22 protein-coding genes are annotated in these 23,994 nt (G+C 72.8%); 9 read left to right on the top strand and 13 right to left on the bottom strand.

Annotated features, from left to right (window positions below):
* Window positions 1-121: 121 nt before the first annotated feature.
* From AB0424_RS25935 to cseC, 6 genes are all read left to right on the top strand, one after another.
* Window positions 122-805: a phosphatase PAP2 family protein gene (locus AB0424_RS25935; RefSeq protein ID WP_366308937.1), complete on the top strand. Its 684-nt coding sequence runs from the start codon at window positions 122-124 to the stop codon at window positions 803-805.
* Window positions 806-838: 33 nt separating this feature from the next.
* Complete coding sequence (locus AB0424_RS25930) at window positions 839-1,765, top strand: A/G-specific adenine glycosylase (RefSeq protein ID WP_366308936.1); 927 nt, start codon at window positions 839-841, stop codon at window positions 1,763-1,765.
* A 236-nt stretch (window positions 1,766-2,001) separates the two neighbouring features.
* On the top strand, window positions 2,002-2,574 hold the full coding sequence (locus tag AB0424_RS25925; protein ID WP_366308935.1) for a SigE family RNA polymerase sigma factor: 573 nt from the start codon (window positions 2,002-2,004) through the stop codon (window positions 2,572-2,574).
* Between the two features lie 122 nt (window positions 2,575-2,696).
* On the top strand, window positions 2,697-3,317 hold the full coding sequence (locus tag AB0424_RS25920; RefSeq protein WP_366308934.1) for a hypothetical protein: 621 nt from the start codon (window positions 2,697-2,699) through the stop codon (window positions 3,315-3,317).
* 114 nt (window positions 3,318-3,431) lie between these two features.
* Window positions 3,432-4,130 carry a two-component system response regulator CseB gene (gene cseB / locus AB0424_RS25915; protein WP_366308933.1) on the top strand — a complete coding sequence of 233 codons (699 nt, stop codon included), beginning with the start codon at window positions 3,432-3,434 and terminating at the stop codon, window positions 4,128-4,130.
* Between the two features lie 65 nt (window positions 4,131-4,195).
* Window positions 4,196-5,509: a two-component system sensor histidine kinase CseC gene (gene cseC, locus AB0424_RS25910; RefSeq protein ID WP_366308932.1), complete on the top strand. Its 1,314-nt coding sequence runs from the start codon at window positions 4,196-4,198 to the stop codon at window positions 5,507-5,509.
* 205 nt (window positions 5,510-5,714) lie between these two features.
* On the opposite strand, the gene AB0424_RS25905 is transcribed toward cseC, so the two are convergent.
* Window positions 5,715-7,295 carry an MDR family MFS transporter gene (locus AB0424_RS25905; protein ID WP_366308931.1) on the bottom strand — a complete coding sequence of 527 codons (1,581 nt, stop codon included), beginning with the start codon at window positions 7,293-7,295 and terminating at the stop codon, window positions 5,715-5,717.
* Window positions 7,296-7,393: 98 nt separating this feature from the next.
* On the opposite strand from AB0424_RS25905, the gene AB0424_RS25900 reads away from it, so the two are divergent.
* Window positions 7,394-7,957, top strand: a complete 564-nt coding sequence (locus tag AB0424_RS25900; RefSeq protein WP_366308930.1) for a helix-turn-helix domain-containing protein — start codon at window positions 7,394-7,396, stop codon at window positions 7,955-7,957.
* A 16-nt stretch (window positions 7,958-7,973) separates the two neighbouring features.
* Here AB0424_RS25900 and AB0424_RS25895 read toward each other — a convergent pair whose 3' ends face one another.
* Window positions 7,974-8,678: a M23 family metallopeptidase gene (locus AB0424_RS25895; protein ID WP_366308929.1), complete on the bottom strand. Its 705-nt coding sequence runs from the start codon at window positions 8,676-8,678 to the stop codon at window positions 7,974-7,976.
* A gap of 475 nt (window positions 8,679-9,153) precedes the next feature.
* Here AB0424_RS25895 and AB0424_RS25890 point away from each other — a divergent pair, with 475 nt between their 5' ends.
* Window positions 9,154-12,171, top strand: coding sequence for an NACHT domain-containing protein (locus AB0424_RS25890; protein ID WP_366308928.1), 3,018 nt, complete (start codon window positions 9,154-9,156; stop codon window positions 12,169-12,171).
* Window positions 12,172-12,255: 84 nt separating this feature from the next.
* On the opposite strand, the gene AB0424_RS25885 is transcribed toward AB0424_RS25890, so the two are convergent.
* The gene (locus AB0424_RS25885; RefSeq protein WP_366308927.1) at window positions 12,256-14,778 is read right to left on the bottom strand and encodes an ATP-dependent Clp protease ATP-binding subunit; all 2,523 of its coding nucleotides are present in this window, start codon (window positions 14,776-14,778) and stop codon (window positions 12,256-12,258) included.
* A gap of 461 nt (window positions 14,779-15,239) precedes the next feature.
* On the opposite strand from AB0424_RS25885, the gene AB0424_RS25880 reads away from it, so the two are divergent.
* Complete coding sequence (locus AB0424_RS25880) at window positions 15,240-15,830, top strand: SCO3374 family protein (RefSeq protein ID WP_366308926.1); 591 nt, start codon at window positions 15,240-15,242, stop codon at window positions 15,828-15,830.
* Here the strand turns inward: AB0424_RS25880 and AB0424_RS25875 are convergent.
* The 10 genes from AB0424_RS25875 to AB0424_RS25830 all read right to left on the bottom strand — a co-directional run bounded on the left by AB0424_RS25875 (window position 15,809) and on the right by AB0424_RS25830 (window position 23,889).
* Window positions 15,809-16,141, bottom strand: a complete 333-nt coding sequence (locus tag AB0424_RS25875) for an Lsr2 family protein (protein ID WP_017240029.1) — start codon at window positions 16,139-16,141, stop codon at window positions 15,809-15,811. The genes AB0424_RS25880 and AB0424_RS25875 overlap by 22 nt on opposite strands.
* Window positions 16,142-16,266: 125 nt before the next feature.
* Window positions 16,267-16,812, bottom strand: coding sequence for an amino-acid N-acetyltransferase (locus AB0424_RS25870; protein WP_366308925.1), 546 nt, complete (start codon window positions 16,810-16,812; stop codon window positions 16,267-16,269).
* 9 nt (window positions 16,813-16,821) lie between these two features.
* Window positions 16,822-17,241 carry a BlaI/MecI/CopY family transcriptional regulator gene (locus AB0424_RS25865; protein ID WP_366308924.1) on the bottom strand — a complete coding sequence of 140 codons (420 nt, stop codon included), beginning with the start codon at window positions 17,239-17,241 and terminating at the stop codon, window positions 16,822-16,824.
* A 129-nt stretch (window positions 17,242-17,370) separates the two neighbouring features.
* Window positions 17,371-17,550, bottom strand: a complete 180-nt coding sequence (locus tag AB0424_RS25860) for a hypothetical protein (protein ID WP_366308923.1) — start codon at window positions 17,548-17,550, stop codon at window positions 17,371-17,373.
* A 14-nt stretch (window positions 17,551-17,564) separates the two neighbouring features.
* On the bottom strand, window positions 17,565-18,137 hold the full coding sequence (locus tag AB0424_RS25855; RefSeq protein ID WP_366308959.1) for a hypothetical protein: 573 nt from the start codon (window positions 18,135-18,137) through the stop codon (window positions 17,565-17,567).
* Window positions 18,138-18,372: 235 nt separating this feature from the next.
* Window positions 18,373-19,179 (bottom strand): type III pantothenate kinase, encoded by an 807-nt coding sequence (locus AB0424_RS25850; RefSeq protein ID WP_366308922.1) that lies wholly within the window; start codon window positions 19,177-19,179, stop codon window positions 18,373-18,375.
* Window positions 19,179-20,195, bottom strand: a complete 1,017-nt coding sequence (gene nadC / locus AB0424_RS25845) for a carboxylating nicotinate-nucleotide diphosphorylase (protein WP_366308921.1) — start codon at window positions 20,193-20,195, stop codon at window positions 19,179-19,181. Before nadC ends, AB0424_RS25850 begins: the two co-directional genes overlap by 1 nt.
* Window positions 20,196-21,890, bottom strand: coding sequence for an L-aspartate oxidase (locus AB0424_RS25840; protein WP_366308920.1), 1,695 nt, complete (start codon window positions 21,888-21,890; stop codon window positions 20,196-20,198). It abuts the gene before it with no gap.
* Window positions 21,887-22,975 (bottom strand): pantoate--beta-alanine ligase, encoded by a 1,089-nt coding sequence (gene panC, locus AB0424_RS25835; protein WP_366308919.1) that lies wholly within the window; start codon window positions 22,973-22,975, stop codon window positions 21,887-21,889. The genes AB0424_RS25840 and panC overlap by 4 nt, the downstream gene beginning before the upstream one ends.
* Window positions 22,972-23,889 (bottom strand): DUF2520 domain-containing protein, encoded by a 918-nt coding sequence (locus tag AB0424_RS25830; protein WP_366308918.1) that lies wholly within the window; start codon window positions 23,887-23,889, stop codon window positions 22,972-22,974. The genes panC and AB0424_RS25830 overlap by 4 nt, the downstream gene beginning before the upstream one ends.
* Window positions 23,890-23,994 lie beyond the last annotated feature (105 nt).

Here is a 23,994-nt window from a genome sequence, read left to right as displayed (position 1 = left end):
TCGAACCCCGCTGTAAATCGGGGGGAACCGGAGCGAATCGCGAGCCCCTCCTTTCGTCGGGGGTCGATCTGGCCGTCGGCCCGGGGCGAGGCACCCGGAATTCCGGTTAGCGTCGTCCACCATGAACACCCTCCTCGACCTCTCCGACCGTCTCTATCTCGACGTCGCCGACTTCGCCCACTCCACCCCCCACTGGTTCCAGTGGCTCGCCGAGGTCTGGACCGAGGCCGGACTGCTGCTCTTCGGCGTGCTGTTCCTGGCCGGCTGGTGGCGTTCGCGCGAGGGGTCGAGCCGGGCGATGGCGCTCGCGCTGCTCGCCCCGCTCGCCACCGCCTTCGGGTACGTGGTGAGCGAGGCGTTCAAGTCGCTGGTCGACGAGGAACGGCCCTGCCGGGCGGTGGCCGGGGCACCCGCCTCGCTCGTCGCCTGCCCGCCGCACGGCGACTGGTCCTTCCCCAGCAACCACTCGGCCATCGCCGGCGCCGCCGCGATCGCGCTCGCCCTGTCCTGGCGCGGAATCGTCTGGCTGACCGTGCCGATGGCGCTGCTCATGGCGTTCTCCCGGGTCTTCGTCGGCGTGCACTACCCGCACGACGTCACCGTCGGCCTGCTGGTCGGCGCCCTGGTCGCCTTCGTCGTGATGCGGGCGGCCCGGCGGCCCGTGGGGTCCCTGGTGGGGACGGCCAGGTCGAGCCGGAACTCGGCCGTGGTGTGGTGCGCGGGGCGCGGACAGGCGGCGCACGCCGCCACACACGCTCCGGCGCACTCCGAGCAGCCCCGGCGCGCACGCCACGGCGCTTACTGATCACGTCGCGGACGTGCCAGGATCGGGGGTGCCATGACTTCCATCGACACTCCCCCCGCCTCCGAGAGCCCCGTGGCCCCGGCGCTTCCCGCCTCGCTGCACGGGCCCGTCCTCGCCTGGTTCGACCGGCACGCCCGCGACCTTCCCTGGCGCCGCCCCGAGGCCGGCGCCTGGGGGGTCATGGTCAGCGAGTTCATGCTCCAGCAGACCCCGGTCGTCCGGGTGCTGCCGGTGTACGAGCAGTGGCTCGCGCGCTGGCCGCGCCCGGCCGACCTGGCCGCCGAGGCGCCCGGCGAGGCGGTCCGCGCCTGGGGCCGGCTCGGCTATCCGCGCCGGGCCCTGCGGCTCCACGCGGCGGCCGTGGCCATAACGGAACGGCACCGCGGCGACGTTCCCAGCGACCACGGACAGCTTCTCGCGCTGCCCGGCATCGGCGAGTACACGGCGGCGGCGGTGGCCTCCTTCGCGTACGGGCAGCGGCACGCGGTCCTCGACACCAACGTGCGCCGGGTCTTCGCGCGCGCGGCGAGCGGCGTCCAGTACCCGCCGAACGCGACCACGGCCGCCGAGCGGCGGCTGGCCCGGGCCCTGCTGCCCGAGGACGAGGGGACGGCCTCCCGCTGGGCCGCCGCCTCGATGGAGCTGGGCGCGCTGGTGTGCACGGCGAAGAACGAGGACTGCGGGCGCTGCCCGATCGCCGAGCGGTGCGCCTGGCTGCAGGCCGGGAAGCCCGCGCACGACGGTCCGCCGCGGCGCGGCCAGACGTACGCCGGTACCGACCGGCAGGTGCGGGGCCGGCTGCTCGCCGTCCTGCGCGAGTCGGCGGACCCGGTGGGCCAGGCGGCGCTGGACGTCGTCTGGGACGAGCCGGTGCAGCGGGCCAGGGCCCTGGACGGGCTCGTCGCCGACGGCCTCGTCGAGCCGCTGGACGGCGGCCTCTACCGCCTCCCGCTTTCCTAGGGCCTCCCGGATCCTGCCCGGCCCGTGGTGGGGGCGGCGCGCACGCTCGCCGCGTCGTCCCCCGCCCTTCCCCTCGCCGGGCCGTTCCCACACCCTCTCCGCCCCCGCTGTTACACAACCGATGGGTAGCCGTGCGTCCGCCGACGGCTGCCCCGCACAGCTCCGTGACAACCGCTCCGTAGCGTCGGCGACGACACGAGGAACAGAGCTGGTCACGGGGATCGGAGGCGGTTCGGATGAGGCACGGCGAGGTGCTCGACTTCGAGGAGTACGTACGCACACGGCAGGACGCGCTGCTGCGCAGCGCCCGCCGGCTCGTCGCCGACCCCGTCGACGCCCAGGACCTGCTCCAGACGGCACTGGCCCGCACCTTCGGCCGCTGGGACGGCATCGCCGACAAGTCCCTGGCCGACGCGTACCTGCGCCGGGTCATGATCAACACCCGGACCGAGTGGTGGCGCTCCCGCAAGCTGGAGGAGGTGCCCACCGAGCAGCTCCCCGACGCGTGCGTCGACGACCCGACCGAGCAGCACGCCGACCGTGCGCTGCTCATGGACGTCCTGAAGGTGCTGGCCCCGAAGCAGCGCAGCGTCGTCGTCCTGCGGCACTGGGAGCAGATGAGCACCGAGGAGACGGCGGCGGCGCTCGGCATGTCGACGGGTACGGTGAAGTCGACGCTCCATCGCGCGCTCGCCCGGCTCCGCCAGGAGCTGGAGAGCCGTGACCTCGACGCCCGCGCCCTGGGGCGGACCGGGGAGCGGGCGGCCGTACGACGTGACGAAGGGGGGCGGGAGCGGTGCGCGGCGTAGACGACGGAGACGGCGGAGGCAGACGCCAGGACGGCGGCCCCGGCACGAGCGGCGGCGACGCCCGGTTCCCGACCGGACGGCGCCGCCCTCGGCGTACTCCCCGGGCGACGGGGGCGACGGCGGTGGCCGGGCTGGTCGTCGCCGCCGCCGGGCTCTCCCTGGCCGCCTGTTCCACCGGCGGCACCGGCTCGCGCGACGAGGGCGCGGCCCGCACCGACGAGGTGGCCGCGGCCGCCCCCACCCCCTCCGCCTCGGCGACCGAGGGGCCGCAGTCGGCCGAGCGGGTGGATCCGATCGCGCTGCTCAAGGCCGACCCGAAGATCGGCGAGCGGCTCAAGGCGGATCTGAAACCGTGCGTCGCCGACGCGTACCCGGTGGACGCCTCCTACGGGAACCTCACGAACGCGGCGGCCCCCGACGTCGTCGTGAACGTGATGACCTGCGGCGACGCCGTGGGCATCGGCACGTACGTCTACCGCATGCGCAGCGACCGGTACGAGAACGTCTTCATGGCCGAGGACGCGGCGGTCTACGGCACGATCGACCGGGGGGACCTCGTCGTCACCAAGCAGGTGTACGCGGAGGGCGACCCGGTGGCGTACCCCTCGGGCGAGGACGTGATCACCTACCGCTGGTCGGGGAACAGGTTCACCCAGCACGACTGGGTGCACAACGACTACAGCCGGGCGGTCGGCGACGACCCCGGGGTGACGCCCTCGCCCAGCGCACCGGCCGCCGACTGAGCCGCGGCCCCGCCGCGGCCCGTACCCACCGACCCTGACGACCGCCCGCCCACGACCTGCCGCATCCGACCGACGCCTCCGCTTCCCGCCTCCACTCCCCGAAGGGCACGCACGATGGCCGAAACCCATGTCCTGTTCGTCGAGGACGACGACGTGATCCGTGAGGCCACCCAGCTCGCCCTGGAGCGCGACGGCTTCCGCGTCACCGCCATGCCCGACGGGCTGTCCGGTCTGGACGCCTTCCGGGCGCAGCGCCCGGACATCGCGCTGCTCGACGTGATGCTGCCGGGCATGGACGGGGTCAGCCTCTGCCGCCGCATCCGCGACGAGTCCACGGTGCCCGTCATCATGCTGTCGGCGCGCGCCGACTCGATCGACGTCGTCCTGGGGCTGGAGGCCGGGGCCGACGACTACGTGACCAAGCCCTTCGACGGCTCCGTGCTCATGGCCCGCATCCGGGCCGTGCTGCGCCGCTTCGGACACGCGGGCGGCGCCGGCGGCGAGCACGGGGAGGCGCCGGGCGACGGCGGGATCCTCGCCTTCGGCGAGCTGGAGGTCGACACCGACGGCATGGAGGTCCGCCGGAGCGGCCGGCCGGTCGCCCTGACCCCGACCGAGATGCGGCTGCTCCTGGAGTTCTCGGCCGCACCGGGCACCGTCCTGTCCCGGGACAAGCTCCTGGAGCGGGTCTGGGACTACGGCTGGGGCGGCGACACCCGGGTCGTCGACGTCCATGTGCAGCGGCTGCGCGCCAAGATCGGCCAGGACCGGATCGAGACGGTCCGCGGCTTCGGCTACAAGCTCAAGAGCTAGCCCGGCATGATCCTTTTCCCCTCCACACCCGCCCCCGCCCCCTCGCCCGAGACGGGCCCGGTCCGGTGAAGCTCCGTCCCCTGAGGACCGGGGTCCGCTGGAAGATCGCCGTCGCCATCGCGGCGGTCGGCGCGCTCATCGCGGTCACCCTGAGCATCGTCGTGCACAACGCGGCCCGGATCTCGATGCTCGACAACGCGCGCGAGGTCCAGATGGAGCGGCTGCTCTTCGCCCAGCGGATGTACGAGACGTCGAAGCCCAAGGAGCCCCGCTTCGGCACGAAGATCAACGACCCGGCGCTGCCGCCCCAGCTCGACCAGCTGATGCGGGACAAGCGGCGGGGCACGTTCGTGCAGGAACACCGGCACGGCGGGCCGCCCGACGTGTGGGCCGCGGTCCCGCTGGCCAGCGGCGACGTGCTGTCGCTGCACATCCCCTTCGCCGACCGCAGCGCGACGATCATGAGCGACCTGGACCGGGCCCTGGTCATCGGCTCCGTCTCGGTCGTCTTCGGCGGCTGCGCGCTCGGCGTCCTGATCGGCGGCCAGCTCTCGCGGCGGCTGCGGAAGGCCGCCGTCGCGGCCGGCCGGGTCGCGCAGGGGAACACCGGGGTCCGGGTGCGGGACGCCGTCGGCGGGGTCGTACGCGACGAGACCGACGACCTGGCGTGGGCCGTCGACGCCCTCACCGACGCCCTGAACGAGCGGATCGAGGCCGAGCGGCGGGTCACCGCGGACATCGCGCACGAGCTGCGCACCCCCGTGACCGGGCTCCTGACGGCGGCCGAGCTGCTGCCGCCGGGGCGTCCGACGGAGCTGGTGCGGGACCGGGCGCAGGCGATGCGGACGCTGGTCGAGGACGTGCTGGAGGTGGCCCGGCTCGACAGCGCGTCGGAGCGGGCCGAGCTCCAGGAGATCGCGCTCGGCGAGTTCGTGGAGCGGCGGGTGCGCGCCCTCGACCCCGAGGTGCTCGTCCGGGTCGTCCACGACTCGTGGGTGAACACCGACCCGCGGCGGCTGGAGCGCGTCCTCGGCAACCTCCTGGCGAACGCGGCCAAGCACGGCAAGCCGCCGGTGGAGGTCACCGTCGAGGGCCGGGTGGTCCGCGTCCGCGACCACGGTCCCGGCTTCCCCGAGGCGCTCCTCAAGGAGGGGCCGAGCCGGTTCCGTACCGGGACGAGCGACCGCGCGGGCCAGGGCCACGGCCTGGGGCTGACCATCGCGGCGGGTCAGGCGCGGGTCCTTGGTGCCCGGCTGACCTTCCGGAACGTCGCCGCCGAGGCGGCGCCGAACGGCGTCGGCGGCGCCATCGCCGTCCTGTGGCTGCCGGACCACGCCCCGACGAACACGGGGAGCTTCCCGGTCCTGCGGCCGGAGTGATCCGCGGGCCTCGGGGAGCCTGCGGGTCTCGGGGGTCCGTGGGGTCCCGGGGGACCGTGGGGTCTCGGGGGTCCGTGGGGTCTCGGCGCGGTGGTCTCTCGGGGCGGTGGACCGATACGGCGGTGGACGGATACGGCGGTGGACGGATACGGCGGTGGGGCGGGCCCTGGGAAGGACCCGCCCCACCGCCGTATCCGTGCCGGGATCAGACGGTCTCGGCGACCTTCGCGGTGTCGTCGCCCGCCTCGGTCTTCGGCTCCGCGGCCGGTCCCGCGCCGCGGAGCGTCACCTCCTTGACGAAGAAGGCGAGCGCGAAGCCGAGGACGGCGACCGCGGAGGCCAGCAGGAAGGCGCCGTGGGTGCCGGTGGCGACCGCGTGCTGGTACGCCTCGCGGAGCGCGGCCGGCAGCTTGGCCAGGCTGGCCGCGTCGAGCTGTGCGGTCCGCTCGGTCAGCCCGGAGCCGCCGCGGGCGGTCATCTCGTCCTGGACGCGGCTGGTGAAGAGCGCGCCCATGACGGCGACGCCGAAGGACGAGCCGAGCGTCCGGAACAGGGTGGTGGAGGAGGAGGCGACGCCCATGTCCTTCATCTCCACGCTGTTCTGGGCGACCAGCATGGTGATCTGCATGAGGAAGCCCATGCCCGCGCCGAGGACGGCCATCCAGACGCCGGAGACCAGCCGCGAGGTGCCGGTGTCCATGGTGGAGAGCAGGAAGAGGCCGGCCACCATGAGCGCCCCGCCGGCGATCGGGAAGACCTTGTACTTGCCGGTGCTGGTGGTGACGCGGCCGACGACCAGCGAGACGACCATCATCGACAGCAGCATCGGCAGGAGCAGCAGGCCGGAGTTGGTGGCCGAGGCGCCCTGGACGGACTGCTGGAAGATCGGCAGGTAGAGGACCGCGCCGAACATCACGAAGCCGGTGATGAAGCCGATCAGGGACATCAGGGTGAAGTTGCGGCTGCGGAAGATGTGCAGCGGCATGATCGGGTCGCTCGCGCGGGTCTCGACGAAGAGGAAGGCGGCGAGCGCGGCGGCGCCGCCGACCGCGAGGCCGATGATCGTGCCGGAGCCCCAGGCGTACTCCGTGCCGCCCCAGGTGGTGACCAGGACGATCGCGGTGATGCCGACGGTCAGCAGCCCGGCGCCGAGGAAGTCGATCCGGGTGCCGGTCGCGCGCTGCTTCTTCGGCAGGTGCAGGACGGTGGTGACCATGGCGAGGGCGACGACGCCGAGCGGCAGGTTGATGTAGAAGGACCAGCGCCAGCCCCAGTGGTCGGTGATGGTGCCGCCGACGAGGGGGCCGCCGATCATGGCGAGGGCCATCACGCCGGCCATCATGCCCTGGTACTTGCCGCGCTCACGGGGCGGGATGAGGTCGCCGATGATCGCCATGACGCCGACCATGAGGCCGCCGGCGCCGAGGCCCTGGATGGTGCGGAAGCCGATGAGCTGGCCCATGTCCTGGGCCATGCCGCTGAGCGCCGAGCCGATCAGGAAGATCACGATCGAGGTGAGGAAGACGCCCTTGCGGCCGAACATGTCGCCGACCTTGCCCCAGAGCGGGGTGGAGGCGGCGGTGGCCAGGGTGTACGCGGTGACGACCCAGGAGAGGTGCTCCAGGCCGCCGAGCTCGCCGACGATCGTCGGCATGGCAGTGCCGATGATCATGTTGTCGAGCATCGCGAGCAGCATCGCGATCATCAGGGCGAGCAGGACGACACGGACACTGCGTGCAGGTGGCGCTTCCCCCTCGGCCGTCGTGGGTGTCTCGTTCGTCGCCATGTCTTTCCCTTACTTGCCGCCCGGCTAGTTACTACACTGGGGACGGTAGACGCGGCACTAGCCGGTCGTCAAGTAAGTAAGCGTGGAAGCGAGAGACCATGGCCCAGGCCCGAGGCAACACCCGCCAGCGCATCCAGGACGTGGCCCTCGACCTCTTCGCCGAACAGGGCTACGAGAAGACCTCGCTGCGCGAGATCGCGGAACGCCTCGACGTCACCAAGGCCGCGCTGTACTACCACTTCAAGACCAAGGAAGACATCCTCATCGGGATCTTCGAGGACCTGACCCGGCCCATGGACGAGCTGATCGCCTGGGCCGAGGGGCAGCCCCGCACCCTGGAGACCAAGCGGGAGGTCCTGCGGCGGTACCAGGTCGCGCTGCGCGCGGCCGAGCCGCTCTTCCGCTTCATCCAGGAGAACCAGGCCACCGTGCGCGAGCTCAGCGTCGGCCTGACCTTCAAGGAGCGCATGCTCACGCTCAGCGACCTGATCCAGGAGCCGGACCTCCCCATGGTGGACAAGGTCCGCTGCGTCAGCGCGATCTTCACGCTGCACGCGGGCACGTTCTTCATGCAGAACGTCGAGGGCGACCCGGAGGACAAGCACGGAGCCGTCCTCGAGGTCGCCCTCGATCTGATCAGTCAGGCGTATCCGGCCCGCTGAGTCGTCCGGTGTCGGATCAGATGCCGACGCCGTGGGACCGCAGGAAGGCGGCCGGGTTGACGGCGGAGCCGTAGTTCGGGGTCGTACGGATCTCGAAGTGCAGGTGGGGGCCGGAGGAGTTGCCGGTGTTGCCCGAAAGGGCGATCTGCTGGCCGGCGCCGACCTTCTGGCCGATGTGCACCTTGATCTTCGACAGGTGGGCGTACTGCGAGTAGCGGCCGTTGGCGTGCTTGACGACGATCGCGTTGCCGTACGCGGGGCCGTCGCCGCCGCCGTTCGGGCCGGCCTTCACGACGGTGCCGGCGGCCGCGGCCTTGACCGGGGTGCCGACCGGGACGGCGAAGTCCTGGCCGGAGTGCTTGTGGGCCCACATGGCACCGCCCTGGTTGAAGCTGGCGCTCAGCGTGTAGGAGCTGACCGGCTTGACCCAGGAGGGGGCCTTCTTCGCGGCGACGACCTTCTTCGCGGCCGCGGCCTTCACGGCCGCGGTCTTGGCCGCGGCGGTCTTGGCGGCGGCGGCCTTCACCTGGGCGGCGACGTGGGCCTGGGTCTCGGCCTGAGCGGCGACCGCGGCGGACGCGGTGACGGCGACCGGGGCGACGGCCTTGCCCTCGGCGGCGAAGGCGGACCCTGCTCCGGCCACCAGCGACGCTCCCAGACCCGCGGCGGCGAGGGCGACGGCGGCGGTACGGGTGGCGGGGTTCATGACGCGCTTCGACATACGGGGGAAAACCTCCGGGAAGTACGGGACCCGACGCGGAAGGGGCTCTGCGTCGGGCTTGCTCATCCTTGGTAACCCGGACCCCGGCCCAGCCCAAAACCCCCCATCTACGACATAGCGTCGTAGCGATCTCCCCGGAAGTTCGCCTCTTGACGGCCTTGGCTTCAAGTCTTGAAACCGGACATACCGGCACAAGAAAACCTGTTTAACCCCATGTCGCAGGTGCCCCGAACCGCCCGGAAGGCCACTTCCCGTCCGGTTCGGGACCCTGGGGGACCAAGGTCCCGACGGTTCGCACCGAAAAGCCCGAATCGCGCGCAATGCCTGCCACTATTCCGGTTAGTACCCCTCGAAACCCCTGTGCGCCTTGTCACCAGCCGGCCGCCCCCATTGCGACCTGGGTCACGCAACCGAAGGCTCCGGAACCCCGTCCCGGACTACGCTGACCGCTTCGGGGACCCACGGGGGGACACACATGGAACCGGCACTCATCGGCACACGCCTCGCCTCGGCGGCGATCGGCCCGATCCTGAAGAAACTGCTGGTCAGCGACGGACCGGGGGCGGGTCTCACCGGCCGGGCCGACAAGGTCAGGCTCTCCGGGCTCCTCTCCTTCCGCGGCGAGAAGCGCACCCTCGCCGAGAAGGACGTCCGCGGGCTCGCCGCCACCCTGGTCGAGCGCTCCCTCGAAGGGGGCGGCGAAGCCCCCTTCCCCGCGGACGAGGCCACCGCCGTCACCGCCACCCTCGGCACGACGCTGCTCGCCCTGGGCGACCTCGACATGGACGACGTCCAGGCCGTACGCCTCGGCCACCGCGCGCTCGCCCGCCGCCTGCGGGCCGCCGCCCCCGCACCCGACGGCCTCTCCACCGACGCGGTCCTCTACCTGGAGACCCTCACCGAGTGGGCCTGCCTGCACATCCTGGAGTTCTTCACCCAGCGCTCCACCTTCGTCGCCCGCAGCCTGGTGGAGCAGACCCGGGGCCAGTCCGAACTCATCGCCAAGATCGACGAGGTCATCCGCCGGACCCCGCGGGCCGACGGCCACGACGCGGAGTTCGAGCGCCGCTACCTGGCCCACCTGGCCCGGAAGCACGGCCGCCTCACCATCTACGGCCTCGACCTGCGCCACTCACCGGACGCGTGGCCGCTGGACCTGGCCTACCTGGCGCTGGAGGCGACCGAGAAGGGGACCGGGCCCGGCCGTCCGGCCACCGGACCCGACGACCTCGCCGCCCCTCCGGACCAGGACGCCACCGTCCGCGCCGACCTCGCCCTCACCCGCCACGACAGGATCCTGCTGCGCGGCCTCGCCGGCTCGGGCAAGACCACCCTCGTCCAGTGGCTCACCGTCTCCGCAGCGAACGAGGTCCGCACCGACGGCATGGCCTACCTCGACGGCCGCATCCCCTTCGTCCTCCCCCTGCGCGCCCTCACCCGCCACGGCGAGCGGCTCCCCGCCCCCGACCGCTTCCTCTCCGCCGCCGGCTGCCCGCTCACCCCGCCCGACGGCTGGGCCGAGCGGATCCTCGCCGACGGGCGCGCCCTGATCCTCGTCGACGGCATCGACGAGATCCCGGAGGCCGAGCGGGGCCGGGCCCGCGAGTGGCTCCGCGACCTCCTCGACGCCTACGACGGCAACCGCTGGCTCGTGACCTCGCGTCCCACCGCCGTGCGGGACGACTGGCTGGCCGGGGACGGCTTCGCCGAGCTGACCCTCGCCCCCATGAACCGCGGCCAGGTCGCCACCTTCGTACGCCGCTGGCACCGGGCCGCCGGGCCCGGTGCGGAGCCGTACGAGCAGCCGCTGCTCGACGCCCTGCGGGCCACCGAGCACGTCGCCCGGCTCGCCACCAGCCCCCTCATGTGCGGGCTCGTCTGCGCCCTCCACCTCGACCGGCGCGGCTTCCTGCCGCGCGGGCGCAAGGCGCTCTACGAGGCCGCCCTCTCCCTGCTGCTGTCCCGGCGCGACCGCGAGCGGGACATGGGCACCCCGTACGGCGTCGACCTCGACGAGGCCCCGCAGATCCAGCTGGTCCAGCGCCTCGCGTACTGGCTGACGCTCAACGGCCGGACCCAGATGGACCGCGACCACGCGGAGGCAACCGTCGCCGAGGCCCTCCCGGCCGTCCCCGAGGCCGCCGCGTACGGCCCGGACAAGGTCTTCACCCACCTCCTGCACCGCAGCGGGCTGCTCCGCGAGCCGACGGCGGACACCGTGGAGTTCGTCCACCGCACGTTCCAGGACTACCTGGCCGCCAAGGCGCTGGTGGACCGCTGGGACATCGGCGTGCTCGCCCGGCACGCCGCCGACGACCAGTGGGAGGACGTCATCCGCATGGCGGTCGGCCACGCCCGGTCCCGGGAGTGCGCCGACATCCTGCGCGAGCTGCTCGCCGCCGCCGACGCCACCGACGACCGCGAGGTCCAGCTGCGCGTCCTGGTGCTGGCCGCGACGGCCCTCGACCACGCGACGGAGGTCGAGCCCGGGATCCGCGCGGAGGTCCTGGCCAGGACGGAGGAGATCGTGCCGCCCCGCACGGCGGACGAGGCCCGGCAGCTGGCCACGGCCGGCCGCATGGTCCTCGACCTGCTGCCCGGCCCGGAGGAGGCCGACGAGCGCGCGGCCCGCCTGTCGACGGTGACCGCCTCCCACATCCCGGGCGACGCGGCGCTCCTCTACCTCTCCCGGTTCGCCGGCCACGCCTCCCTCCCGGTCCGCTCCCAGCTGGTCTGGGCCTGGCAGTGGTTCGAGACCCGCCCCTACGCCGAACAGGTCGTGGCCCGGCTGGACCCCACCGACCTGCGCTACTCGGTCCACGACGACGCCCAGGCAACGGAGCTCCTCCGGCTCGGCCTGCGGCCCGAGCGGCTCCAGATCCACCGCCGGGTCTCCCCCGCCTCGACGGTGGCGCTCCTGGAGCGGTGCGACCCCCGCGTCCTCCGGCTGGAACTGTCCGGGCTCCGGCCCGATCTCCGGCCCGTGTCGGCGCTGACCCGGCTGGACCAGCTCTACCTCGACCTCTCCCACCGGGCCGTCTGGGCGGGCGCCGACCTCCCCGGCTCCCTGACCCAGCTCTTCGTCACGGGGCTTCCCGAGGACGGGCTGCGCGGACTCGCCCCTCTGCGGCGGCTGCGCGAGCTGTACCTGTGGGACGCGCCGGTCCTCTCCCCCGAGGCGTGGCGCGACCTCGCCGGGCTGCCGGCCGTCGAGTCGCTGGCCCTGGCGGCCTCGCACCTGCGCGGCCGCCCCGCCGGGACGGTCCTGCCCGGGATCGACACCCTGCGCCTCTCCCAGGCCGACGCGTCGGCCCTCCCCCGGCTGGCCGAGCTGTTCCCCGGCCTGCGGCACCTCCGGCTGTACCCGGCCCTGGGCGAGCCGGTGGACCTCGCGCCGCTGGCCGCCCTCAGCGGGCTCGCGACGGTCCGCTCGGAGGGCCCCGTGACGGGTGCCGGGTCGCTGGGCCCGGAGGTGGTCGTCACCACCCCGTGAGCGGCCGTGTCGCGGCCGCGACACGGAAAAAGGGGCGGCCCCGGAACCATCCGGTTCCGGGGCCGCCCCTTGTCCTGCGGTGCCTTACGCGTCCTTCGAGAGGTTCGGGCCCGCTCCGCCCGAGGTCTCGATCGGCGGAGCGTCCGGCAGAGCCGTCTTCTCCTCGCCGCGGAAGGTGAACGCGCGCTCCTCGCCCTCGCCCTCCGTGTCCACGACCACGATGTGGCCGGGGCGGAGGTCGCCGAAGAGGATCTTCTCCGACAGCGTGTCCTCGATCTCGCGCTGGATCGTCCGGCGCAGCGGACGGGCGCCGAGCACCGGGTCGTAACCCTTCTTGGCGAGCAGCTCCTTCGCGGACTGGGAGAGCTCGATGCCCATGTCCCGGTCCTTGAGGCGCTCGTCGACGCGGCCGATCATCAGGTCGACGATCTGGAGGATGTCGTCCTGCGTCAGCTGCGGGAAGACGATGATGTCGTCCACGCGGTTGAGGAACTCGGGGCGGAAGTGCTGCTTCAGCTCGTCGCTGACCTTCGCCTTCATCCGCTCGTAGTTGGACTTCGTGTCGCCCTGGGCGGCGAAGCCCAGGTTGAAGCCCTTCGAGATGTCCCGGGTCCCGAGGTTGGTGGTCATGATGATCACCGTGTTCTTGAAGTCCACGACCCGGCCCTGGGAGTCGGTCAGGCGACCGTCCTCCAGGATCTGGAGAAGGGAATTGAAGATATCGGGGTGGGCCTTCTCGACCTCGTCGAAGAGGACGACGGAGAACGGCTTGCGGCGCACCTTCTCGGTGAGCTGGCCGCCCTCTTCGTAGCCGACGTATCCGGGCGGCGAACCGAAGAGACGGGAAACCGTGTGCTTCTCGCTGAACTCCGACATGTCGAGGGAGATCATCGCGTCCTCGTCGCCGAAGAGGAATTCGGCGAGGGCCTTCGAAAGCTCGGTCTTACCGACACCGGACGGACCGGCGAAGATGAACGAGCCGCCGGGACGCTTCGGGTCCTTCAGGCCGGCACGGGTACGGCGGATGGCCCGCGAGAGGCCCTTGACCGCGTCCTTCTGCCCGATGACGCGCTTGTGGAGCTCGTCCTCCATGCGGAGCAGGCGGCTGGACTCCTCCTCGGTCAGCTTGAAGACCGGGATGCCGGTGGCGGTCGCGAGGACCTCGGCGATCAGCTCGCCGTCGACCTCGGCGACGACGTCCATGTCGCCGGCCTTCCACTCCTTCTCGCGCTTGGCCTTCGCGGCGAGGAGCTGCTTCTCCTTGTCACGGAGCGAGGCGGCCTTCTCGAAGTCCTGCGAGTCGATCGCGGACTCCTTGTCGCGGCGGACGCCGGCGATCTTCTCGTCGAACTCGCGGAGGTCCGGCGGCGCGGTCATCCGGCGGATGCGCATCCGGGAGCCGGCCTCGTCGATCAGGTCGATCGCCTTGTCCGGGAGGAAGCGGTCCGAGATGTACCGGTCGGCCAGGGTCGCGGCCTGGACGAGGGCCTCGTCCGTGATGGAGACCCGGTGGTGGGCCTCGTACCGGTCGCGCAGACCCTTGAGGATCTCGATGGTGTGCGGCAGCGACGGCTCGGCGACCTGGATGGGCTGGAAGCGGCGCTCGAGGGCCGCGTCCTTCTCCAGGTACTTGCGGTACTCGTCCAGCGTGGTCGCACCGATGGTCTGGAGCTCACCGCGGGCCAGCATCGGCTTGAGGATGCTGGCGGCGTCGATCGCGCCCTCGGCGGCACCCGCACCCACGAGGGTGTGGAGCTCGTCGATGAACAGGATGATGTCGCCGCGGGTGCGGATCTCCTTGAGGACCTTCTTCAGGCGCTCCTCGAAGTCACCGCGGTAGCGGGAGCCGGCGACCAGCGCGCCGAGGTCCAGGGTGTAGAGGTGCTTGTCCTTGAGGGTCTCGGGCACCTCGCCCTTGACGATGGCCTGCGCGAGGCCCTCGACGACGGCGGTCTTGCCGACGCCGGGCTCGCCGATGAGCACCGGGTTGTTCTTGGTGCGGCGGGACAGCACCTGCATGACCCGCTCGATCTCCTTCTCGCGCCCGATGACCGGGTCGAGCTTGGATTCGCGGGCCGCCTGGGTGAGGTTGCGGCCGAACTGGTCGAGGACCAGGGACGTCGAGGGCGTGCCCTCGGCAGGACCGCCGGCCGTGGCGGCTTCCTTGCCCTGGTAGCCGGAGAGCAGCTGGATGACCTGCTGACGCACCCGGTTGAGGTCGGCGCCCAGCTTCACGAGGACCTGGGCGGCGACGCCCTCGCCCTCGCGGATCAGGCCGAGCAGGATGTGCTCGGTGCCGATGTAGTTGTGGCCGAGCTGGAGGGCCTCGCGGAGCGAGAGCTCCAGGACCTTCTTGGCACGAGGGGTGAAGGGGATGTGCCCGGACGGGGCCTGCTGGCCCTGCCCGATGATCTCCTCCACCTGCTGGCGGACCGCCTCGAGCGAAATCCCGAGGCTCTCCAGGGCCTTAGCGGCGACACCCTCACCCTCGTGGATAAGGCCCAGAAGGATGTGCTCGGTGCCGATGTAGTTGTGGTTGAGCATCCGGGCTTCTTCCTGAGCCAGGACGACAACCCGCCGCGCGCGGTCGGTGAACCTCTCGAACATCGTTAATCGCTCCTCAGAGCGGTCAGTCAGTTAGGGGTCGATCCCCTCCCTGTCCTTCCGCAGCTTAGTCCCGCAAGCGGGGACCGCTCATTCCAACTGCCGACATCCGTCCGGATCACCCCGCCTTCCGCGGGGAGACCTGCTGCCGAACAGCCGACAAATGCTCCAACCCGATGGTGCGAGACGATGTTCCCGCAGGCCAAGTAGTTACCCGCGCCATCAGTACGCCGATGGCGAACGTGAGACGCCGAAGCCCGCGAGTCGCCCCTCTCCACTAGGAATGTCTTACCCGTAAGGACGGACACTCCATGCGGCACACCCCGGTTCCCTCCGCTACCAGCGAACACCCTTGCGCGGTCGAATGCACTCGTACGCCTCATCCCGGACACCTTGCGCGACCGGGAGGGGACGCGGTGTCACGGCGGGCGTAACCAACGAGGCTCCGCGGGAGTTCCCCGGACATGGCCCTCACCGTCCCGCCGCCCCGCTCGCCGATCGACGGCGGCACCGCGCGGTGGTACGAGGACGAGCTCGGCTGGGCGACGGTGGCGGGTCCGCCGGTCCGGCTGGTCACGGGGCTGCGGTTCGACGTCCTGGAGCTGCCCGCCCCGGCCGGCCGGGGCGTCCTGCGCCGGCTGGGCGCGGCGACGGGTCCGGTGGCCCTGGCGGGGCGCCGGATGCGGCTGCTGGTGGCCGCGGGGAGCGCCGAGGAGCTCCCTGGACTGCTCGACTGGCTGGAGTGGGGCGGGATCTCACTGGATCTCGCCGCGCTGGGCGCCGACGGCCGGATGACCGCGCCCCTTCCCCCGGGGCGGGGCGGTTCCGGCGCGCCGGGCGCCGCGGTGTGGCTGCGGCCCCCCGTGCCGGGGCGCGAGGTGGAGTCCTCGCTGCCGGCCCTGCGGTCCGCGCCGTGGGGCGGTGCGGACGCCCCGTGTCTGGTGCGGCTCGTGGCCGCCGCCGCCGCGGAGTGCCACCGGGTGCGGCTGCTGAGTGTCCGGACCGGTGGGCCGGCGGCTCAGCAGCTGTCGCCTCAGCGGTTCGCGTCCTCGTAGGCCGCCTTGACGGTGGCGGGCACGCGGCCGCGGTCGTTCACGTCGTAGCCGTTCTCCTTCGCCCACGCGCGGATCTTGGCGGTGTCGGGGCTGCCGGCCGCGACACGGCCCTTGCCGCGTCCGCCGGTGGTGCGGCCACCGGTGCGACGGCCGCCCGCGGTGTACGGCTCCAGCAGGCCGCGGAGCTTTTCGGCGTTGGCGGTGGTGAGGTCGATCTCGTAGGTCTTCCCGTCCAGCGCGAACGTCACCGTCTCGTCCGCTTCGACGCCGTCGAGGTCGTCGACAAGAAGGACCTGAACCTTCTGTGCCACCGGATTTCCTTTCATCGAAAATGCAGTACGCGGAAAGGAAACCGCTTTTCCGGGAAAAACACAAACCCCTGGGAGAGGTTCAGAACCCCGGCAACGCGGGAAACGTGCGCGATTCGGACATAGGGTTACAGGTGCAGAAGCATCCGGCTGTTGCCCAAGGTGTTCGGCTTCACTCGTTCGAGACCGAGGAACTCGGCGACTCCCTCGTCATAGGAACGCAGGAGCTCGCTGTAGACATCTCCGTCGACGGGGGTCTCGCCGATCTCGACGAAGCCGTGCTTCACGAAGAAGTCGACTTCGAAGGTCAGGCAGAATAGCCGCCGCACGCCGAGCCATCGGGCGGTGTGCAACAACTTGTCGAGCACCTGATGTCCGACGCCGGCTCCCTTGAACTCCGGGTCGACGGCGAGAGTACGGACTTCGGCGAGGTCTTCCCACATGACATGGAGGGCGCCGCAGCCGACGACGGTGGCGTCCTCGTCGCGTTCCGCGACCCAGAACTCCTGGATGGACTCGTAAAGGGTCACGGTCGCCTTGTCGAGGAGGATCCCGCGCCGGACGAAAGGATCGACGAGTCGGCGGATCGCGGCGACATCACTGGTGCGGGCCCTGCGAACGGTGACGGCTTTGGCGGAGGCCGCGGAAGCGGCCGGGGAGGCAGACGGCGACATGGGGGGACGCTATCGCTCCCGGCCCCCCGCGCGGTCGGCGCCCTCCTCGGGCGCCGGGGAGATCGGCGTGTCCCGCTGGACGATTCGGATGGCGTCGTTCAGGGCCTCGCGCTGGTCCTGCGACATCATCCCGAAGAAGGCGACGAGAGCGGCGGCCGGGTTGTCGCTCTGGGCCCATGCCTCGTTCATCAGAGCGGCCGAGTAGGCGGCCCGGGTGGAGACCGCGGTATATCGATAGGCGCGGCCTTCGACTTCCCGGCGCACCCAGCCCTTCTGATGCAGATTGTCCATGACCGTCATGACGGTCGTGTAGGCGATGGACCGTTCCTGCTGGAGGTCCTCCAGAACTTCCCGGACGGTCACCGGGCGGTTCCATTGCCAGACGCGGGTCATGACGGCGTCTTCGAGCTCTCCCAAAGGACGGGGCACAACGTCACCTTAGTGCGCAAAACGCCAGGGAGTGGCCATTGACGGAAGAGATCCGACAAAAAGGACGCACGACCTCGAAAGGTCGCACGTCCCGGTGGTGCGGTGGCCGCCCCGGAGGGCGGCGGGTGCTCAGGAGGCGGCGGTGCCGTCCGCCTGGCGGGCGGCCTCGGCGCGGGCGAGCGCGGCGTCGACGACCGCGTCCTCCTTGGCCTTGTTCGGGCCGCCCTGGCTCTTCACGATCGTGACGACGAGGCCGATGAAGAAGGCGGCCATCACGACGGGGGGCAGGAGCGCGGATACGTAGTCCATGCCGACCAGAGTAGCTATCCGGCGACCCGCTCCTCGGGCGGGGGCGGGGGTACGGGCCGTCGGCGCGGCGGGAACACCTCGGACGGCTTGGGCACCGGGCGCTCGGCCGGTGCCGGCGGGGTCGGCTTGGGCTCGTCGGCCGCCGCGCGCCCGCCGGGGAGCGCCAGCAGCCGCGCCCGGGGGACGCCGGCCGCGGTGGCGGCGGTGGCCTGGGAGACCCGGGCCAGGCGGCTCCGCACGGACCGCTCGGCGAGGATCCGGCAGCGCGCGAGCAGCTCGGCGGCGGCCGGGTTGCTCCGCAGCGCGCGCAGGGCGGCGAGGTCGTCGGCCCCGGGGTCGTACCCGGCGGCCAGCGCCTCCCGCAGGAGCTCCAGATAGCCGCCGAGCGACCCCGGCAGCGCCTGGCGGTAGCGGGTCAGGTCGTCCAGGAGGAAGGCGCGCAGCCGGCCGGCCTCGCGCACGGCCTCGTCCACGGATGCGGCCAGGCGCAGGCAGTCCTGGACGTCCTCGTCCTGAAGGGGGGCGGGGTGCAGGGCGGTGGCGAGGGCGCGACGCAGGACACGCAGCTCGTCCGCGCTGAACGCCATGCCGCCGCGGGATCCGTATGGCGTGGGCATGGGCCGACACTACGCGCTAATCGGACAATTTTCTCTTAGCGATCATTCCGACGCGCCGCAGGGGGCCCCGGTCGGCGGCCCCCTCCGTACGAGGTCGGACGGAGCGCCGCCGCGACCGCCGCCCGCGGCCGAGGAGACGGCCGTATCCGTGCTGGACCGGGCGGTGTCGTCCGACGGCACCTCCGGGACGGGACGAGGGTGGTGCCTACATCCGGGAGACGTTGCGCTCGTAGACCAGGCGGAGGCCGATCAGGGTCAGCCAGGGCTCGTGCTCGTCGATCTCGGCGGACTCGCCGAGGACCATCGGGGCGAGACCGCCGGTGGCGATGACGGTGACGTCGGAGGGGTCGCCGGCGGGGCCGACGAGCTCGCGCTTCATCCGGGCGACGACGCCGTCGACCTGGCCCGCGTAGCCGTAGATGATGCCGGACTGCATCGCCTCGACCGTGTTCTTGCCGATGACGTTGCGCGGGCGGGCCAGCTCGATCTTGCGGAGCATGGCGCCCTTGACGCCCAGTGCCTCGACCGAGATCTCGATGCCGGGCGCGATCGCCCCGCCCGCGTACTCCCCGCGCGCGGTGACCGCGTCGTACGTGGTCGCCGTGCCGAAGTCCACGACGATGGCGGGACCGCCGTAGAGCTCGACCGCCGCGGCCGCGTTGATGATGCGGTCCGCGCCGACCTCCTTCGGGTTGTCGGTGATGACCGGGACGCCCGTCTTGACGCCCGGCTCCACCAGCACGGCCGGCACGTCGCCGTAGTAGCGGCGGGTCACCTCGCGCAGCTCGTGCAGCACCGAGGGGACCGTCGCGCAGATGGCGATCCCCTCGATGCCGTCGCCCAGCTCGACGCCGAGCAGCGGGTGCATGCCCATGAGGCCCTGGAGCAGGACCGCCATCTCGTCGGCCGTCCTGCGCGGGTCCGTGGAGATCCGCCAGTGCTCGACGATCTCCTCGCCGTCGAAGAGGCCGAGGACCGTGTGCGTGTTGCCGACGTCGATGGTGAGCAGCATCAGGCCCGCACCTCGCGCAGGTCCAGGCCGATGTCGAGGATCGGGGAGGAGTGGGTGAGGCCGCCGACCGCGAGGTAGTCCACGCCGGTCGCCGCGTACGCCGCCGCGTTGTCCAGGGTCAGCCGGCCGGAGGACTCCAGGACGGCGCGGCCCGCGACCAGGGCGACGGCCTCCTCGGTCTCGCCGGGGGTGAAGTTGTCGAGCAGGATCAGGTCGGCGCCCGCGTCCAGGACCTCGCGGACCTGGTGCATCGTGTCGACCTCGACCTCGATGGGCAGCTCGGGGAACAGCTCGCGGACGGCCTTGAACGCCTCGGCGACGCCGCCGGCCGCCACCACGTGGTTGTCCTTCACCAGCGCGGCGTCGGAGAGCGACATGCGGTGGTTGACGCCGCCGCCGCAGCGGACCGCGTACTTCTCCAGGGCGCGCAGGCCCGGGGTGGTCTTGCGGGTGTCGCGGACCTTGGCCTTCGTGCCCTCCAGGGCGTCCGCCCACGCGCGCGTGGCGGTGGCGATGCCGGAGAGGCGGCACAGGATGTTGAGCGCGCTGCGCTCGCCGGTGAGCAGGTCGCGGGTGCGGGCGGTGACGCTGAGGAGGGTCTCCCCGGCCTCGACGCGCGCGCCGTCCTCGACGTGCCGCTCGACCTCGAACTCGTCGGCGCAGACGATGGACAGGACGGCCTCGGCGACCCTCAGGCCGGCCACGACACCGGCCTCGCGCGCGGTGAAGTCGGCGGTCGCGACGGCGTCCTCGGGGACGGTGGCCACGGTCGTCACGTCGACGCCCCCGTCGAGGTCCTCGGCGATCGCCAGGTGGGCGATGTCCTCGACCTGGACGGGGTCGAGGCCGGACTCGGCGAGCAGCTCGGCCAGCGCGGGGTCGAGCCCGCACTCGAACTCCTCGCCGCCGCAGGCGCAGTCGTCGCCGCAGCCGCCGGCCTCTTCGGGGGAGACCGTGGTGATCTGGATGAGAGGGACGTCCACGGGCTCGGGACGGGCTTCCTCGGGCGTGCTCACTTACGGCTCCCTGGGGGCGTCGAGGGTGGGGGGAAAGTCGAAGCTGTCGGTGGTGCGGACGTCGAGGGTCCGCTCCGGGGTGAGGCGGACGACCAGGTGCCGGCGCCAGTTCTCGTCGTCGCGGTCGGCGTGGTCCTCGCGCCAGTGGCAGCCGCGGGTCTCCTCGCGGTGGCGGGCCGCGGCGACCAGGACCCGGGCGACGCACAGCAGGTTGGTGGTCTCCCAGGACTCCACGCCCGGCTCGGCGGCCTTGGTGTCGTCGGTGCCGCCGGCCACGGCGTCGCTGTGCAGCGCGTCGAGGGCCTCGGCGGCCGTCCGCAGGCTGTCCTCCGAGCGGAGCACGCCCGCGCCGGCCGTCATCACCCGCTGGACGCGGGTGCGGGCGCCCGCCACGGGCAGCGGCAGGGTCACCGGCGTCGGGTGCGGCACCGGGGTCCCGGCCACGCGCGGCGCGGCGGCGATGATGTCCTCGGCGATCCGCTCGGCGAAGACCAGGCCCTCCAGGAGCGAGTTCGAGGCCAGCCGGTTGGCGCCGTGGACGCCCGTGCAGGCCACCTCCCCGCACGCGTAGAGCCCGGGGACCGTGGTCCGGCCGCGCAGGTCGGTACGGACGCCGCCGGAGGCGTAGTGGGCGGCGGGGGCGACCGGGATGGGCTCGGTCACCGGGTCGATGTCGTGCGACCGGCAGGCGGCCAGGATGGTGGGGAAGCGCTGCTCCCACATCTCGGCGCCGAAGTGCCGGGCGTCGAGGTACATCTGCTCGGTGCCCTGCTCCTGCATCCGGCGCGTGATCGCCTTGGCGACGATGTCCCGGGGCGCGAGCTCGGCCAGCTCGTGCTGCCCGAGCATGAAGCGGACCCCGTCGGCGTCGACCAGGTGGGCGCCCTCGCCCCGGACGGCCTCGGAGACCAGCGGCTGCTGTCCCTCGGAGCCGGCGCCGAGGAAGAGCACCGTGGGGTGGAACTGGACGAACTCCAGGTCGGAGACCTCGGCGCCGGCCCGCAGGGCGAGCGCGACGCCGTCGCCGGTGGAGACGGCCGGGTTGGTGGTGGCGGAGAAGACCTGGCCCATGCCGCCGGTGGCCAGGACCACCGCGGGGGCGTGGACGGCGCCGACGCCGTCGTGCTGGCCCTCGCCCATGACGTGCAGGGTCACGCCCGCGGTGCGGCCCTCGGCGTCCGTGAGGAGGTCCAGGACGAGGGCGTGCTCGATGGTGCGCACGCCCCGGTCCCGTATCGCCTCGACCAGGGCGCGGGAGATCTCGGCGCCGGTCGCGTCACCGCCTGCGTGCGCGATGCGGCGGCGGTGGTGGCCGCCCTCGCGGGTCAGCGCGATCTCGCCGTCGGCGGTCTTGTCGAAGTCGGCGCCGGTCGCGATCAGCCGGCGGACCGCGTCGGGGCCCTCGGTGACCAGCGCGCGCACGGCCCGCTCGTCGCAGAGTCCGGCCCCGGCGACGAGCGTGTCGTCGAGGTGCTGCTCGGGGGTGTCGCCGTCGCCGAGGGCGGCGGCGATGCCGCCCTGGGCCCAGCGGGTGGAGCCGTCGTCGAGCCGGGCCTTGGTGACGACGACCGTGCGCAGTCCGGCGGCGGTGCACCGCAGGGCGGCGGTGAGACCGGCGACGCCGGAGCCGACCACGACGACGTCGGCGTCGATGTCCCAGCCGGGTGCGGGTGCGTGCAGCCGTATTCCGGTCACTTGGCGGCTCCGAAGGGGGTGGTTCCGGGCAGGTCGGCTCCGGACAGGGTGGTGCCGACCAGGGTGGTCCCCAAGAGAAGGGGGACGTTGTCGATCAGTCGGGTGGCGCCCACGCGCGCGGCGACCGCGAGGATCGCCTCCCCGTCGTGGTCGTCGGCGACCTCGGTGAAGTCGGCCGGGTCGACGAGGGCCAGGTAGTCCAGGGTGAGCGGCGGCCGCGCCTTGGCCGCCTCCTCCAGCACGGACCGGGCCGCGGCCCGGACCGCTTCGGCGCCCCCGCCCTCGGCGGCCTGCGCGACCGCGTGGGCGTCGGCGGCGGCACGGGCCTCGCCGAGCCGGGAGAGCGCCTCGGCGCGGTTCTCGACCCGGCCCTGGGCGCCGGGCAGCGCGTCGGCACGCGCGCGCAGGGCCGACTGCGCGGCGAGCCGGTCGCAGGCGGTGAACAGGGCGCGGGACAGCGCGAGCGCCGTACGGCGCTCCTCGGCCGACAGGTACCGGTTGCGGCTCGACAGGGCGAGGCCGTCGGCCTCCCGCACGGTCGTGACCCCGACGATCTCGACGGGGAAGTTCAGGTCGCGGACCATCCGGCGGATCAGGGCCAGCTGCTGCGCGTCCTTCTGGCCGAAGAAGGCCAGGTCGGGGGCGGTGAGGTGGAGCAGCTTGGCGACGACGGTCAGCATGCCGTCGAAGTGTCCGGGCCGGGAGGCGCCTTCGAGGCGCTCGCCCATGGGGCCCGCGGTGATCCGGACCTGGGGCTCGCCGCCGGGGTAGACCTCGTCGACGGCGGGTGCGAAGACGGCGCTCGCCCCCGCCTCGACGGCCAGGGCCAGGTCGGCGTCGAGGGTGCGCGGGTAGCGGTCGAGGTCCTCGCCCGCGCCGAACTGGAGCGGGTTGACGAAGACCGTGACGACGACGGAGCCCCGCTCCCCGACGCGCTCGCGTGCGGCGCGGATCAGGGTGGCGTGGCCCTCGTGCAGGGCGCCCATGGTCATGACCACGGCCCGGGGCGCGCCGCCGCCGTCCAGGGCGCGCAGTTCCCGCGCCGTGCGGACGGGCGCGAGGGGGGCGGCGGGAGTGGTGTTCATCGGGAGTCCCCCTCGGCGAGTACGCCCAGCAGGTCCTCGGCCAGCTCGGGCTTGAGCAGACCGTGCGCGAGCGCCCGGTCCGCGGTCGTGCGGGCCATCGCCAGGTAGCCGGCGACGGTGCCGGGCGCGTGCTTGCGGAGCTCGGCGACGTGGGCGGCGACCGTGCCGGCGTCCCCGCGCGCGACGGGGCCGGTGAGGGCCGCGTCCCCGGACCTCAGGGCGTTGTCCAGGGCGGCGCCGAGGAGGGGGCCGAGCATCCGGTCGGGGGCGGCGACGCCGGCCTTGTGGAGCAGTTCCATCGACTGGGCCACCAGGGTGACCAGGTGGTTCGCTCCGAGGGCCAGGGCCGCGTGGTAGAGCGGACGGGCCTCCTCGGCGATCCACTCGGGCTCGCCGCCCATCTCGATCACCAGGGCCTCGGCGGCCAGCCGCAGCTCCTCGGGGGCGGTCACCCCGAAGGAGCAGCCGGCGAGCCGCTGGACGTCGACCGGGGTGCCGGTGAAGGTCATGGCGGGGTGCAGGGCGAGCGGCAGGGCGCCGGCCCGGCGGGCGGGGTCGAGGACCCGTGCCCCGTACCGCCCGGAGGTGTGGACGATCAGCTGGCCGGGACGGACGGCTCCGGTGTCGGCGAGGCCCTCGACGAGTCCCGGCAGCGCGTCGTCGGGGACGGTCAGCAGGACCAGGTCCGCGAGGGCGAGGACCCGGGCGGGCTCGACGACCGGGACGTCGGGCAGGAGCTCCGCGGCGCGGCGGCGGGAGGCGTCGGAGACGGCGGAGACGGCGACGGGGCGGTGTCCGGCGAGCCGGAGGGCGGCGGCGAGGGCGGGGCCCACGCGGCCGGCGCCGACGACTCCGACGGTGAGCCGGGCGGGTCGGTCCTCGGCTCGGGGCTCTGGCGCTGCTGGTGCGTTCACGGTGGGGACGGCCTTCCGTTCCAGTCCTCGGCGGGTACCGGACGATTTCTGGTCATGCTACGCCAGCCTTGACACCCGCTCCGTGGCTGTCCACAGGGTGTGGGC

Source organism: Streptomyces sp. NPDC051180 (genome assembly GCF_040689545.1).
Lineage (GTDB): Bacteria > Actinomycetota > Actinomycetes > Streptomycetales > Streptomycetaceae > Streptomyces.
Note: the sequence above shows the minus strand (reverse complement) of the source record. Positions and strands in the feature narration are given on the sequence as shown.

Bases quoted from the DNA above. Each gene is read 5' to 3' on its own strand.
- AB0424_RS25895 (WP_366308929.1), bottom strand. From the start codon at position 8,678: ATGTCGAAGCGCGTCATGAACCCCGCCACCCGTACCGCCGCCGTCGCC.
- AB0424_RS25850 (WP_366308922.1), bottom strand. From the start codon at position 19,179: ATGCTGCTCACCATCGACGTCGGCAACACGCACACGGTCCTCGGCCTC.
- AB0424_RS25870 (WP_366308925.1), bottom strand. From the start codon at position 16,812: ATGTCGCCGTCTGCCTCCCCGGCCGCTTCCGCGGCCTCCGCCAAAGCC.
- AB0424_RS25905 (WP_366308931.1), bottom strand. From the start codon at position 7,295: ATGGCGACGAACGAGACACCCACGACGGCCGAGGGGGAAGCGCCACCT.
- AB0424_RS25925 (WP_366308935.1), top strand. From the start codon at position 2,002: ATGAGGCACGGCGAGGTGCTCGACTTCGAGGAGTACGTACGCACACGG.
- AB0424_RS25890 (WP_366308928.1), top strand. From the start codon at position 9,154: ATGGAACCGGCACTCATCGGCACACGCCTCGCCTCGGCGGCGATCGGC.
- AB0424_RS25885 (WP_366308927.1), bottom strand. From the start codon at position 14,778: ATGTTCGAGAGGTTCACCGACCGCGCGCGGCGGGTTGTCGTCCTGGCT.
- AB0424_RS25930 (WP_366308936.1), top strand. From the start codon at position 839: ATGACTTCCATCGACACTCCCCCCGCCTCCGAGAGCCCCGTGGCCCCG.
- AB0424_RS25900 (WP_366308930.1), top strand. From the start codon at position 7,394: ATGGCCCAGGCCCGAGGCAACACCCGCCAGCGCATCCAGGACGTGGCC.
- panC (WP_366308919.1), bottom strand. From the start codon at position 22,975: ATGAACACCACTCCCGCCGCCCCCCTCGCGCCCGTCCGCACGGCGCGG.
- AB0424_RS25880 (WP_366308926.1), top strand. From the start codon at position 15,240: ATGGCCCTCACCGTCCCGCCGCCCCGCTCGCCGATCGACGGCGGCACC.
- AB0424_RS25935 (WP_366308937.1), top strand. From the start codon at position 122: ATGAACACCCTCCTCGACCTCTCCGACCGTCTCTATCTCGACGTCGCC.
- cseB (WP_366308933.1), top strand. From the start codon at position 3,432: ATGGCCGAAACCCATGTCCTGTTCGTCGAGGACGACGACGTGATCCGT.
- AB0424_RS25860 (WP_366308923.1), bottom strand. From the start codon at position 17,550: ATGGACTACGTATCCGCGCTCCTGCCCCCCGTCGTGATGGCCGCCTTC.
- AB0424_RS25855 (WP_366308959.1), bottom strand. From the start codon at position 18,137: ATGGCGTTCAGCGCGGACGAGCTGCGTGTCCTGCGTCGCGCCCTCGCC.